Here is a 13292-nt window from a genome sequence, read left to right as displayed (position 1 = left end):
CCGGCGGCCGGGCGCGCGAACGAACTGACAGGACATGCCGCGCGGTCGCGTGGTGAGACGGCGTGTCGTGACAGATAGATGGCGCGGTCAGGACTCGCGGCGGGGGATGCCGAGCGGGTTGCCGTCGCGGAGCTCGGGAGGCAGGACCCCCTGCGGCGCGTCCTGGTACGCGATCGGCGCCAGCCAGCGGCGGATGGCCGTCGCGCCGACCGAGGTGTGGAGGCTCGCCGTGGTCGACGGCCAGGAGCCGCCGTGGTGCTGCGCCCAGCCGATCGCGACGCCGGTCGGCCAGCCGTCGAACAGGAGGCGGCCGGCGATCGGGGCGAGCGCGGCGGCGAGGGCGGTGACGTCCTCGCCCGTGCCGCGGTGGACGGTGGCGGTGAGCGACGGGCGCAGCGCGGTGAGCAGGGCGGGGAGCTCGTCGTCGCGGTAGGAGACCAGGACAGTGACCGGGCCGAAGTGCTCCTCCAGGAACGCATCCGGCGCGGCGAGGAAGGCCGCCGCGTCCGTGAGGGCGACCGCGGGCACGGAGGTCCCCGGCTCGTCGCGGCCGAGCAGCACCGTCACGGCGTCGTCGCCTCCCAACGCGTCGACCGCCGATGCGTAGGCCGTGCTCATCCCCTCGGTGAGCTGCCGGGAGGCCGGAGCCGAGCCGAGCGCGGCGCTCACGGCGTCATCCACGCCCTCGCCGGACGGGACGAACACCAGGCCCGGCTTGGTGCAGTACTGCCCCGCGTCGCGTGTGAAGGAGCCGACCAGGCCCGCGCCGATGGCGGCGGCGCGCTCGCGGCCCGCCGCGCGGGTGACCACCACCGGGTTGACGCTGCCCAACTCCCCGTAGAACGGGATCGGGTCCGGCCGTGCGGACGCCAGGTCGAACAGCGCCCGGCCGCCGCGCTCCGAGCCGGTGAAGCCCGCGGCGCGCACGGCGGGATGCCGCACGAGCTCGACCCCGGCCTCCATGCCCTCGACCAGCGCGAACCAGCCCGCGGGCAGCACCGACACGGCCAGCTCGGCGGTGCGGCGCGACAGCCGGGGATGACCGGGATGCGCCTTCACGATCACCGGGCAGCCCGCGGCGAGCGCCGACGCTGTGTCGTTCCCGAGCACCGAGAACGCGAACGGGAAGTTGGACGACGTGTAGACCGCGACCGGGCCGACCGGGCGCAGCATCCGGCGCAGGTCGGGGCGCGGCGGGATGAGCGACGGGTCGGGGGAGTCGACCGTCGCCTCCAGGTAGCCGCCCTCGCGCGCGACGCCGGCGAAGAAGCGGAGCTGCGCGGCGGTGCGGGTGACCTCGCCGTCGAGGCGCGCCTCGGAGAGGTGGGTCTCCTCGGCGGCGAGCGCGACCAGAGCGGCCCGGTCGCCTTCGAGCGCGGCGGCCAGGGCGTCCAGCCAGGCCGCACGCTCCTCGCGGGTGGTCGGGACGAGCGCGGCGTCGGCGGCGGCCGCGGCGGCAGCAGTGACCTCGCTCATCAGAACGCCGCCAGCCCGGTCAGCGCCCGCCCGAGCACCAGGGTGTGGATCTCGTCCGTGCCCTCGTAGGTGCGCACCGACTCCAGGTTGGCCATGTGCCGCATCACCGGGAACTCGCTGGTGATGCCGTCGCCGCCGAGGATGGTGCGGGCCTCCCGCGCGATGGCGAGCGCCTCCCGCACGCTGTTGAGCTTGCCGACGCTGATCTGCGTCGGGGTCAGCCGGCCCGCCTCCTTCAACCGGCCGAGGTGCAGGGCGAGCAGCATCCCCTTCTCGTACTCCACCAGCATGTCGGCGAGCTTCTGCTGAATGAGCTGCGTCGCGCCGATCGGCCGGCCGAACACCTCCCGGGTCGTCGCGCGCTCGATGGAGACCTCCAGGCACGACCGGGCGGCGCCCATCGCGCCCCAGACGATCCCGTAGCGGGCCTCGTTGAGGCAGGAGAACGGACCGGACAGGCCGCGCGCGCCCGGCAGCATCGCAGAGGCGGGGACGCGCACGCCGTCGAGGACGATGTCGCACTGCACCGACGCGCGCATCGAGAGCTTGCCGTCGATCGCGGTGGCGGCGAAGCCGGGGTGGAGGTCGGCACGACGAACCCGCGCACGCCGTCCTCCGTCGCCGCCCAGACGACCGCCACGTCGGCGAGCGCCGCCAAGCCGATCCAGCGCTTGGCGCCGTCGATCACCCAGTCGTCGCCGTCCCGCCGCGCAGTGGTGCTCATCGCGGCCGGGTCGCTGCCGCCCTGCGGCTCGGTGAGGGCGAAGCAGCCGATGCGCTCGCCGCGGGCCATCGGCGGCAGCCACTCGGCCTTCTGCTCGTCGGAGCCGAACTTGGAGATGGCGCTCATGGCGAGCGAGCCCTGCACCGAGACGAAGGTGCGCCAGCCGCTGTCGGCGGCCTCCAACTCATGGCAGACCAGCCCGTAGGCGACCGCGCCCGCTCCTGCGCAGCCGGGGTCCTTCAGGTGCATGCCGAGGAAGCCGAGGGCGCCGAGCTCGGCGACGAACTCGCGGCGGAAGTGCTTGTCCTCGAAGTCCTGCTCGATCACCGGCGCGATCCGCTCCACCGCGAAGCGCCGGGCGGCGTCGCGCCAGCGCAGCTCGTCGTCGGTGAGCAGGTGGTCGATGCTGAAGGCCTCGTCGAGGGCGGAGGCGGCGGAGGCGAGCGTCTGCGTGGTCATCGGGTGGTCCTTTCGGTGGACGGGCGGACGGCGTCCAGCCACTGGGGTTCGTGCGCGCCGAGCAGCGGCGGCGGGGTGCGGTGCACGGCGGGCGACGTGCTCAGGTGGATGGGCGTCGCGGGTTGGCGCGAGACGCGGCCGGTCGCCGGGTCGGCGGTGGCGGTCACCGGATCGAGCCCGAGCGCGTCGGCGAACGCGAACGCCTCGCCGACGCTGTTGACGAGCCCGGCCGGGACGCGCGCGGCGCCGAATACGGCCACCCAGTCGGCGGCGGGGCGGGCGGCGAGCGCGGGCTCCAGCACGGCCCGCAGCGCGGCGCGGTGGTGCACGCGCTCCTCGTTGGTCGCGAAGCGGGCGTCGGCCGCGAGCTCCGGGAGGCCGATCGCGGCGGCGAACGCGGCGAACTGCCGGTCGTTGCCCACCGCGAGCACGAACTCCCGGTCGGCCGCGCGGAACAGCTCGTACGGTGCGATGCTCGGGTGCGCGTTGCCGAGCCGGCCGGGGAGCGGCCGGTGGCGAGCGTGCTCGACGCCTGGTTGGTGAGCGCGGCGAGCAGGGAGCCGAGCAGGTCGACGTCGACCCGTGAGCCGAGGCCGGTGCTGTCCCGCTCGCGCAGGGCGAGCAGGATGCCGGCGAGCGCGTTCTGCCCGGTGAGCACGTCCACGAGGGCGACGCCGACCTTGCTGGGCTCGCCGTCCGGCGCTCCCGTGATGCTCATCAGACCGCCGACCGCCTGGACGAGAAGGTCGTAGCCCGGCAGGCCCGCGCCCTCCTCCCGTCCGAAGCCGGTGATCGAGCAGTAGATCAGCCCGGGGTTGGCGGGACGGAGGCTGTCCTCGTCCAGCCCGAACCGTTCCATCACCCCCGGACGGAAGTTCTCCACCACGACGTCAGCGGTCTCCGCGAGGGCGCGCGCGGCGGCGAGGCCCTCCGGCGTGCCGAGGTCGCACACCACCGAGCGCTTGTTGCGGTTGACCGCGCCGAAGTAGGTGGACTCGCCCGCCTCGTCCACGGGAGGCCGCCACGACCGAGTGTCGTCGCCGGCCGGGCTCTCGATCTTGACCACGTCGGCGCCGAAGTCCGCGAGCGTCATCGTCGCGTACGGGCCGGCGAGGACCCGGGAGAAGTCGGCGACGCGCAGGCCGGAGAGGATGCCGTCGGCCATGCTCGCTCCTTCGCTCGGACGGTCGCCCACACGAGCCGTCGGTAATTCATCCTATATCGAATGATTGGATCGGGTTATCGTGGGAGGCGTGACCACCTCCACTCGCGATGCTGCCGGAACGACCCGGCCGGCGCCAGGGGCGCGGGACGCGGTCTTCGCGCAGCTCTCCGACGCGGGCCGCGCCGAGCAGGTCGCCCGGCGCCTCGCCGACGCGATCGTCCTCGGCGTGCTGACCCCGGGGGAGCGGCTGCCCAGCGAGGCCGAGCTCGCCCGCCGGTTCGGCGTCGCGTTGGTGACGGCGCGCGAGGGCCTCGGGATGCTGCGCGAGGCGGGACTGGTCGAGACCCGGCGCGGACGGGACGGCGGCTCCTTCGTCGTCCATCCCGGCGACGGCGACGAGGCGCTGCTCGCGACCCGGCTCCGCGGCCTGTCGCAGGTGGAGCTGGGCGACCTCGCCGTCTACGTGACGGCCATCGCGGCGGGCTGCGCGGATCGCGCGGCCGAGCGCTCGACCGCCGCCGACGACGCGCGGCTGGCGGCGTGGCTGGACGCCGCCGACTTCAGCGGCCCGGCCGCCGCGCGCCGCAATGCGGGCGGCTTCCTGCTGGAGCTCGCCGTGCTCAGCCAGTCGACCCGGCTGGTGCGCGAGCAGATCCGGTTGCAGGCCGAGTTCGGCCCGCTGCTCTGGCTCGGGATGCGCGACGCCGACCTCCGCGCGGGGACGGCGGACTCCGCCCGCCTGATCGCGGAGGCCGTCGCGGCGGGCGACGCCGGCGCTGCCCGGGAGGAGATCAGCGCCCTGCTGGCGGGCGTCGCACGCTGGCTGCTGTCCGCGAAGGCGCGGATCGAGACGGGAGGGACGATCGATGGCTGACGTCATCGCGACGGACACCGGCGTAGGCGTGGCGGCTGCGGCCGAGCGCGTGAGCGCCCTGTTCGCGCGCATCCAGGACTCGCTGGCCGGCTGGCGCGACGCCATCCTCGGGGACGAGAGCGCTGACGAGGAGGGCACGGACACCGCCACCACGCCCGCGGCGATCGACGCGACCGTCGGCGCGCTGGTCATCCCGCTGCTGCGCGAGGACGACCCGCTGCTGGTCGGCGCCGGGTTCATCGCCGCCCCCGAGTTCACCGGCGGCGACGACCTGCACTTCTCCTGGTGGCTCGGGCCGCTGGAGGAGAACCCGGTGTTCGGGTCCACCACCGAGCCGAGCCGGCTGGACCTGGCCTCCCGTTCGTACTCCGACTATCTGCGCGACTTCCGCTCGCTGGAGTGGTACAGCATCCCGCAGACCACGCACCGCACCCACATCACCGGACCGTACGTCGACCACCTGTGCGCGTGCGACTACATCGTCACCGTCACCTCGCCCGTCGAACGGGACGGCCGGATGATCGGCGTCGTCGGCGTGGACGTCTACGTCAAGCGGCTGGAGCGCGAGCTGCTGCCCGCCATGCTCGCCGCCGGGCGCCCGGTGGTGCTCGTCAACGAGGCCGGCCGCGCGATGGTCTCCACCGACCCTGCGGTGCTGGTCGGCGATGTGGTGGCGACGGGGGAGGACGCCGTGCGCTGCGCCGGCACGCCGTTCCGCCTGGTCTGACCTCGCGCCTGGTCTAACATCTGTAAGGCCAGTTACATCCTGCATCGGGGAGCAGCCCCGGTCCATCGTCGACCAGGAGGAACCGCGGTGACTCCCGGCTTCACCCGCTACGCCCCGACCGCCGGCCCGTCGCGCTGGCTGCTGATCGCCGGACGGCGGTTCGTCGCCTGCGTGGAGAGCACGGCGGCGGACAGCATCGTGGACGCGGTGTGGTGGCTGGCCGACTCCGACCTCGCCACCATCGAGTCGGTCGTCGGCGCGTTCCCGCTCGCCGGGCCGGACAGCGTCCGCTCGTTCGCGGTGGCCGAGCTCGGCGAGCCGAACGCCTCCGGCGAGATCGTCGTCACGGCCGTGGTCCGCGGGTCGGCTGCGCTCGACATCTACTCGGTCGGCGGCGCACGGCGGTTCGGGTCGGGCGGCGTCCAGCCCTGGGTGCTCGCGGAGTTCCGCAACGTCACCGGGCTCGCGATCGGGGGCGACGACCTCCCCACGGGGTCGGTCGCGCGGCTCTCGATCGGCTCCCTGCCAATCGGGCTCGGCGTCGTGGACGGCGAGCTGCTCACCTGGTCGAGCACGCCGCTGGAGCGCGTCGAGCGCACCGCCGACCGGAGGCCGCAGCCGGCCGAGGACGCCGTCGCGGGGGTGCCGGAGTCCGAGCTGGACGAGACGATCATCCGCTCGCGCAACCGCAGCTCCAGCCTGTTCTCGCACGCTGACGAGCCGGACGTCCCTGCGACGGCCGGGCTCGCCGAGTCGCCGGAGGCTGCGCCCGTCGCGCAGCCCGTCCCCGTCGCGCACGAGCTGCCCGGCGCGATCGACATCGAGGAGCCGGGCGCCGCGACCGAGCGGCCGGACCTGCGCGACACGCCCGGAATCGGCCGGCCGCCGGTTCCCGGTGCGATCCCGACCCCGGCCGGCGGCGCGGAGGTCGTGCCGCCGCCGCAGCGGTTCGCCGTGCGGGTCGTCCCGGGGGACATCCTGGAGCTGGACGTGCCGATCCTGATCGGCCGCAAGCCGACGCTCCCGCGGGTCGAGTCGGGCGTCGCGCCGCGCCTCGTCGCGGTGCAGTCGCCCGAGCAGGAGGTGTCCTCCACGCACGTGCGCATCGAGCAGTCGGGGGACGCCGTGGTCGTCACCGACCTGCGGTCGACCAACGGCACCCGCGTCCACCGGCCCGGCGGCGCGGACGAGCGACTGCGTCCGGGGAGTCCACGGTCGTCCTCCCCGGAACGGTTGTGGAGATCGGCGACGGTAATATCATCGAGATCACCGCCGTCCCGGCCGGCGGCACCACGGGGACCCCGCGGCCGCTGCCGGAAGCGGACCGTCGAGAAGAAGGACGCGAGTGACCCAGATCGGTCGCACCAACCGGCGCCACACCGTGGTCGTGCCGGGCGGCGCAGACGCACGCATCAGCCTGTCCTGGGCGGCGCTGTCGGACACCGGCTACCGGCGCAGCGTCAACGAGGACAGCCTCCTGGCGCGCTCGCCGATCTTCGCGGTCGCCGACGGCATGGGCGGCCACACCGCGGGCGACTTCGCCAGCACCGCCGTCGTCACCCGGCTTGCCGAGAAGGTCAGGGTCGACTTCGTCACGGAGGCCTCGCTGACCGAGGCGCTGCGCGACGCGGTGGACGACATGGGCCGCGGCGTCGGGCAGACGGACCTCGGTACGGGCACCACCGTGACGGGCATCGCGCTCACGCTGTCGGACGGGTCGCCGTACTGGCTCGTCTTCAACATCGGCGACTCGCGCGTCTACAGCTTCCGCGACGGCACGCTGGAGCAGCTCACGGTCGACCACTCGATCGTGCAGGAGCTGCTCGACGCCGGGGCGATCACGCCGGCGGAGGCGGAGGTCCACCCGCACAGCAACGTGATCACGCGCGCGGTCGGGTTCAACGAGGACCCGGTGCCCGACTACTTCCTGTTCCCGATCGTCGCCGGCTCCCGCCTGCTGGTCTGCTCGGACGGCCTCACCAAGGAGCTCACCGAGCACGGCATCCGCTACTACCTCGGCGAGGGCGCCTCCCCGCTGGACGCCGCACAGCAGCTCATGGACGCCGCGCTCGGCAACGGCGGGCGCGACAACGTGACCGTGGTCGTGGTCGACGTGCTGGCCACCCCCGAGAGCGGTTCGCACCGCGAGGGTTTCCCGCGCAGGGCGGCCCGCCGGCACTGACGGACGGCCCCTCCACGGGGGTCGCCGAAGGTCGATTTGGCCCCCGAGTTGGGGGTAATGGAGATGCCCCCAGAGCGGGTCCGACCCCCTGAGGCGCTGCGGCGGCTGCCTACAATTGATGAACGCCTTCGCCCTCGCGAACGCGAACGGCCGATGACGGGAGGAGCTGCTTGGCTCGGCGCTTGCCTTCACAGCCGCCGAACCTCCCTGGCTTCTCGTACGTCAGGGTGCTCGGTTCGGGCGGCTTCGCCGACGTGTTCCTCTACGAGCAGAACATGCCGCGCCGTCAGGTCGCGGTCAAAGTGATGCTCGCCGAGGTCGTCACCAGCCAGGTCAAGCAGATGTTCCAGGCCGAGGCCAACCTGATGGCCCAGCTCAGCACGCACCCCTCCATCCTCACGGTGTATCAGGCGAGCGTCTCCGCCGACGGCCGGCCCTACCTGGTGATGGAGCTGTGCTCGTCCGCCATCGGCCAGCGCTACCGCTCCGACCCGCTGCCGGTGCCGGAGGTGCTGAGCATCGGCGTCCGGATCGCGAGCGCGGTCGAGACGGCGCACCGCGCGGGGGTGCTGCACCGCGACATCAAGCCCTCCAACATCCTCACCACCGCCTACGGCCACCCGGTGCTCAGCGACTTCGGCATCGCGGCGACGCTCAGCGAAGCCGACGTGACGGAGGCGATCGGCCTCTCCATCCCCTGGTCGGCCCCCGAGGTGCTCCTCGACGAGACCAGCGGCGCCGTCGCCAGCGAGGTGTGGTCCCTCGGCGCGACGATCTACTCGCTGCTGGCCGGCCGCTCGCCGTTCGAGCAGCCGGGCAAGGAGAACACCTCTGCCGAGCTGATCCAGCGGATCACGAAGGGCCGCCCGCAGCCGATCGGCCGCCCGGACGTTCCGCCGCGGCTGGAGCAGATCCTGATGCGCTCGATGGCGCGCAAGCCGTCCGCGCGGCAGCGCAGCGCCCTGGAGCTGATCCGCGAGCTGCAGTCCGTGGAGGCGGAGCTCGGGCTCCCGCAGACGCCGATCGAGGTCGCGATGGACGACTGGGCGCTGGCCACCGCCGACGACCCGGAGGAGCGCACGCGCGTCAAGGGCGTCCTCGCCGTCGACCCCGGCGCGGCCAGGCGGCGCCGTCGCCGTGCCGCGCCCGTCGCGGTCGGGGCGACCCGGGCGCCCACGATCGTCCGGGAGAGCGCCGGCAGCTCACCGTCGGCCCCGCCCGCGCCGCCCGCCCGCCTCTCGCGCGCACTCATCGGCGCGCTGGTCGCCTGCGCGGTCCTCGTCGTGGTGCTCGCCGTCACGGCGACGGTCGTGCTGGTGCGGGCGAACTCCTCCGGCGACATCCCGACCGTGCGCGACCTGAGCGGCCGGGTCAGCCAGGGCACCATCGTCTTCACGTGGAGCGATCCGGGACTGGAGAGCAGTGACAGCTATCAGGTGACCGTCGACGACCAGCCGCCGAGCAGTCAGCGGGCGACCGAATTCCGCGTGGACGCGAAGCCCGGCCAGACGGTGTGCGTCACCGTCACGGTGAACCGCGACGGCAAGACCGGATCGCCGAGCGGCCAGAAGTGCGTCCAGAGGACCGACTCGCCATGATCCGCGCCTGGCTCCTCGCCCACAAGTCGATCGCGGCCACCGCCCTGAGCGGGACCGTGGTCGCGGCGGTCGTCGCGACGCTCGCGGTGGTGTCGGGAGGCTACAGCGCCCAGCACCTGCAGCTCAACGACGCGGCGGTGTGGGTTGCCAGCGACGCCAAGAAGGCCCTCGGCCGGGCGAACACGCAGATCGACTCGCTCAACTCGATCGTGCCGGGAACCGGCGAGGCGCTCGACGTCGTCCAGGACGGCCAGAACGTGCTGCTCCTCGACAAGGAGGCCAACACCGCGGCCGTGGTCGACCCGGCGACCGCGCAGGCGGGCAAGTCGGTGGCGCTGCCGCCGCGGTCGCCGCAGGTCGCCGTCGCGGGAGACCACGTCGCGATGCTCTCGCAGACCACCGGGCAGCTCTGGCTGACCTCGGTGTCGCAGCTGGAGCAGTTCAACTCCGGATCGGCGCCGACGATGGACCTGGGCGGCCGCGCGGTCGGCGCGATGGATCCCTCCGGCGTGCTCTTCGCGTACCAGCCGGGAACGCGCAACCTGGTGCGCGTCGACCTCGGCGGCCAGCAGCCCGCCACCTCCTCGGAGAAGGTGCCGTCGCGGGGAGCGGGCGCGCACGTCCAGCTCACCTCGGCCGGCGGCCAGTGGGTGCTGTTCGACCCCGACGAGAAGACGCTCTGGGTGTCCGGCCGCACGATCGACCTCGCGGCGGCGCTCGGCGAGGACTCCGATCCGATCATCCAGGCGCCGTCGTCGGACGGCACCGCGGTCTGGATCGCGACCGCCGGCGGCCTGATCCGCGTCCCGCTCGACGGGACGGCGCCGAAGCGCGTGCTCGGCACGGTGTCCGGAGCGCCGGCCGCGCCGGTGGTCGTGGGAGGCTGCGCGTACACGGCCTGGAACTCGGGCGCGGCGTGGCACACCTGCTCGACGCCGTCCGCGGGCACGCGCAGCACGCTGAGCCAGGTGCCCTCCGGCGCCGTGCTGGCGTTCCGGGTGAACCGCGACCGGGTGGTCCTCAACGACGCCAGGTCCGGCGTCTCTTGGGCCGTGCAGAGCGGGAACACGCGCATCGACAACTGGGACGAGCTGGTCGCCAAGAAGACGACGCAGGAACTGGTGGACCAGTCCAAGCAGGACACCACGCCGCAGTACGCCAAGCAGGAGCAGCCGCCGGTCGCGGTGAACGACCAGTTCGGCGCGCGGCCGGGCCGGGTGACCCCGCTGCCTGTGCTGCTCAACGACTACGACCCGAACGGCGACGTGCTCACGATCGACTCGTTCACCGCCATCCCGGCGAGCCAGGGCACGATCGAGCTGACCAACGCCGACCAGCTGCTGCAGATCACCCTCCCGGCGACGGCGAGCGGGTCGATCGGCTTCGACTACACGATCTCGGACGGCCGCGGCGGGACGGCGACCGCGCACGTGACGGTGACCGTCCGGACACCGGAGGAGAACTCGCCCCCGGTCTGCGTCCGGCCGGCGAAGGCCGTCGTGCAGGCCGGCGGCCGGGTCACCACGTCGACGCTCAACGAGTGCTACGACCCCGACGGCGACCCGTTCTTCCTCGCCGGCGCGTCCGTGCCGGCGCCGGACACGGTGACCTTCACGCCGCAGGGCCAGGCCGCCTACTCCGACCACGGCCAGGGCGGCGCGCTCAAGGACGTCGCGCTCACGCTCTCCGACGGCCGCGCGGAGGGGACGGGACAGCTCGCCGTCACCGTGCAGTCGCCCGGGCAGGTGCCGATCATCGCCGACCCGTTCGCCGTCGTGGCGTACCAGGGCCAGGAGACGACCGTCCGCCCGCTCGACCACGTCCGCGGCGGCAACGGCGTCGTCCGGCTGAGCACGGTGCCCTCCAAGGCGGACGCGACGATCACGCCCGACTACCAGGGCGGCACCTTCCGGTTCTCGTCCGAGCAGGCCGGCACCCACAACATCGAGTACTCGGTGACGGACGGCGTGATCACGGCGACCGGAGTGGTCCGCATCGAGGTGAAGGCGCCGCCCGGCGCGAACACGACGCCGATCGCCGTGCCGCACACCGCTTTCATCCGCGAGCAGTCGACGCAGGATGTGGACGTGCTGTCGACCGACATCGACCCCTCCGGCGGCGTGCTGCTGGTCACCGGGGTGACCGACCCCGCGCCGTCGACCGGCGTCAAGGTCCAGATCCTGCAGCAGCGCACCCTCCGCGTCTCGCTGACCCGCCCGCTCGCCGCTCCTGTCGACTTCCACTACCGGCTGAGCAACGGCCTGGCCGACACGGAGGGGACGGTCACCGTCGTCCAGCTCCCTGCGCTGACCGTGCACCAGCCGCCGATCGCCGTCCCGGACTCCGTGGCGGTGCGGGTGAACGACACCGTCGACGTCCCGGTGCTCGCCAACGACGTCCAGCCCGACGGCGACAAGCTGACGCTCGACCCGACCCTCGCCACGCCGCTGCCGGCCGGCGCCGGCCTGCTGTTCACGAGCGGGGACCACCTGCGGTACCTCGCGCCCTCCAAGCCGGGCAACTACGTCGCCGCCTACCGGGTGTACGGCGCGGACGGGCAGTGGGCCACGGCGGAGGTGAACATCGCGGTGCGCGAGCGCGACCTCGCGACCAACAACCCGCCGGTGCCGAAGACCGTCACCGCGCGGGTGCTGGCCGGCGACACCGTGCGGGTCACGATCCCGCTCTCCGGAATCGACCCGGACGGCGACTCGGTGCAGTTCATCGGTCAGGAGACCAACCCGCAGAAGGGCGCCGTGGTCGCCTCGGGGCCGGACTGGATGGACTTCCAGGCCGGTGCCTACGCCGCCGGCACCGACACGTTCACCTACGCGGTCGTCGACGCGCTCGGCGCGCGCGCGACCGGGACGGTGCGGATCGGCATCGCGCCCCGCGCCGGGGGCCCCGCAACCCGGTCGCGGTCGAGGACGACGTCACCACGCGGCCGGGCAAGACGCTCAACGTCCAGGTGCTGGCCAACGACTCCGACCCGGACGGCAGCCCGCTGAGCGTGACGGCCGTCACCTCGCTCGACGGGAAGGCGAAGGCGAAGATCCAGGGCGACATCGTGGTGGTGACCGCGCCGCAGCAGGAGGGCGCCTACGGGTTCCTGTACACGATCCAGAACGAGCAGGGCGGCACCAGCCAGGCGTTCCTCCGCGTCACCGTCGACAAGAACGCGCCGCCCGCGCGGCCGGTGGTGACCGACACCGTGCTCGGGCTCTCCGACATCCTCGGCCGGGACACGGTGGACGTGAACGTGCTCTCCAACGTGTTCTTCGCCGACGGGCCGGTGTCGACGCTGAAGCTCTCGGTCGTGTCCGGTTACGGAGGCACGGCGACGGTCACCGCAGGCAAGCGCCTGCACGTGACGATCGCCGCCAAGAGCCAGATCATCCCGTTCAAGGTCGCCAATCCGGAGGACGAGTCCGTCGCCGGGTACGGCTTCGTGCGCGTCCCCGGCTACGACGACGCCCTGCCGCAGCTCAAGCGCGGAGCGCCGAAGCTCACGGTGGTCAGCGAGAAGACGCTCACCATCCACCTGAACGACTACATCGTGGCCATCGGCGGCAGGAAGGTGAAGCTGACCGACGCCGCGACCGTGCGGGCGACGCACGCCAACGGCGACGACCTCGTGGTCAACTCCGACACGCTCCAGTACACCTCGACCACCCGGTACTTCGGCCCCGCGAGCATCTCGTTCCAGGTCACCGACGGCAACAGCGCGACGGACCCGAACGGCAACGTGGCGACCATCGTGCTGCCGATCGACGTGACGCCCCGCGAGAACCAGCCGCCGGTGTTCACGGGCGCGCTCATCGACTTCGAGCCGGGCCAGTCCAAGACGGTCGACCTGACCAAGCTGACCAGCTACCCGTACGCGAAGGACCAGAGCGAGCTCCAGTACTCGATCCAGAACCCGCGGCCGGACGGCGTGTCGCTGTCGCTGTCGGGCCAGAAGCTGACCATCTCGGTGGGCGCCGAAGTCCAGAAGGGCAGCACGCCGTCGATCTCGATCGGGGTCAAGGACGCCGTCAACGCCGGTCAGGCCGGCCGGATCGACCTCAACATCGTGCCGTCGACGCGC

7 protein-coding genes and 4 pseudogenes are annotated in these 13292 nt (G+C 73.1%); 7 read left to right on the top strand and 4 right to left on the bottom strand.

The window, feature by feature from the left end:
- Positions 1-87: 87 nt before the first annotated feature.
- From ACQ86L_RS02885 to ACQ86L_RS02875, 3 genes and pseudogenes are all read right to left on the bottom strand, one after another.
- Positions 88-1476: an aldehyde dehydrogenase family protein gene (locus tag ACQ86L_RS02885; protein WP_434317612.1), complete on the bottom strand. Its 1389-nt coding sequence runs from the start codon at positions 1474-1476 to the stop codon at positions 88-90.
- Positions 1476-2659 (bottom strand): annotated as a pseudogene (locus ACQ86L_RS02880) (acyl-CoA dehydrogenase family protein). Before ACQ86L_RS02880 ends, ACQ86L_RS02885 begins: the two are co-directional and overlap by 1 nt.
- Positions 2656-3824, bottom strand: a pseudogene (locus ACQ86L_RS02875) (CaiB/BaiF CoA transferase family protein). Before ACQ86L_RS02875 ends, ACQ86L_RS02880 begins: the two co-directional pseudogenes overlap by 4 nt.
- Before the next feature lie 88 nt (positions 3825-3912).
- On the opposite strand from ACQ86L_RS02875, the gene ACQ86L_RS02870 reads away from it, so the two are divergent.
- The gene (locus tag ACQ86L_RS02870) at positions 3913-4698 is read left to right on the top strand and encodes a FadR/GntR family transcriptional regulator (protein WP_434317611.1); all 786 of its coding nucleotides are present in this window, start codon (positions 3913-3915) and stop codon (positions 4696-4698) included.
- Positions 4691-5425: a cache domain-containing protein gene (locus ACQ86L_RS02865; protein WP_434317610.1), complete on the top strand. Its 735-nt coding sequence runs from the start codon at positions 4691-4693 to the stop codon at positions 5423-5425. The genes ACQ86L_RS02870 and ACQ86L_RS02865 overlap by 8 nt, the downstream gene beginning before the upstream one ends.
- 107 nt (positions 5426-5532) lie before the next feature.
- On the opposite strand, the gene ACQ86L_RS02860 is transcribed toward ACQ86L_RS02865, so the two are convergent.
- The gene (locus tag ACQ86L_RS02860) at positions 5533-5805 is read right to left on the bottom strand and encodes a hypothetical protein (protein WP_434317609.1); all 273 of its coding nucleotides are present in this window, start codon (positions 5803-5805) and stop codon (positions 5533-5535) included.
- Between ACQ86L_RS02860 and ACQ86L_RS02855 the strand changes: the two are divergent.
- The 5 genes and pseudogenes from ACQ86L_RS02855 to ACQ86L_RS02835 form a co-directional block, all read left to right on the top strand.
- A pseudogene (locus ACQ86L_RS02855) lies at positions 5726-6544 on the top strand (FHA domain-containing protein); the annotation flags it as partial. The gene ACQ86L_RS02860 and the pseudogene ACQ86L_RS02855 sit on opposite strands and share 80 nt — an antisense overlap.
- 226 nt (positions 6545-6770) lie before the next feature.
- Positions 6771-7607: a PP2C family protein-serine/threonine phosphatase gene (locus ACQ86L_RS02850; RefSeq protein ID WP_434317608.1), complete on the top strand. Its 837-nt coding sequence runs from the start codon at positions 6771-6773 to the stop codon at positions 7605-7607.
- Between the two features lie 182 nt (positions 7608-7789).
- Positions 7790-9205 (top strand): serine/threonine-protein kinase, encoded by a 1416-nt coding sequence (locus tag ACQ86L_RS02845; RefSeq protein WP_434317607.1) that lies wholly within the window; start codon positions 7790-7792, stop codon positions 9203-9205.
- On the top strand, positions 9202-12213 hold the full coding sequence (locus tag ACQ86L_RS02840) for an Ig-like domain-containing protein (protein WP_434317606.1): 3012 nt from the start codon (positions 9202-9204) through the stop codon (positions 12211-12213). The genes ACQ86L_RS02845 and ACQ86L_RS02840 overlap by 4 nt, the downstream gene beginning before the upstream one ends.
- A pseudogene (locus tag ACQ86L_RS02835) lies at positions 12171-12314 on the top strand (Ig-like domain-containing protein); the annotation flags it as partial. The gene ACQ86L_RS02840 and the pseudogene ACQ86L_RS02835, both read left to right, overlap by 43 nt.
- Positions 12315-13292 lie beyond the last annotated feature (978 nt).

The organism is Leifsonia sp. P73 (assembly GCF_051059105.1).
Taxonomy (GTDB): Bacteria; Actinomycetota; Actinomycetes; order Actinomycetales; family Microbacteriaceae; genus Leifsonia.
The sequence above is the reverse complement of the archived record's forward strand: the minus strand, read 5'-3'. Positions and strand labels throughout refer to the sequence as shown.

Coding starts and splice junctions, on each gene's coding strand:
- ACQ86L_RS02885 (WP_434317612.1), bottom strand. CDS start 1,476: ATGAGCGAGGTCACTGCTGCCGCCGCGGCCGCCGCCGACGCCGCGCTC.
- ACQ86L_RS02865 (WP_434317610.1), top strand. CDS start 4,691: ATGGCTGACGTCATCGCGACGGACACCGGCGTAGGCGTGGCGGCTGCG.
- ACQ86L_RS02860 (WP_434317609.1), bottom strand. CDS start 5,805: ATGTCGAGCGCAGCCGACCCGCGGACCACGGCCGTGACGACGATCTCG.
- ACQ86L_RS02840 (WP_434317606.1), top strand. CDS start 9,202: ATGATCCGCGCCTGGCTCCTCGCCCACAAGTCGATCGCGGCCACCGCC.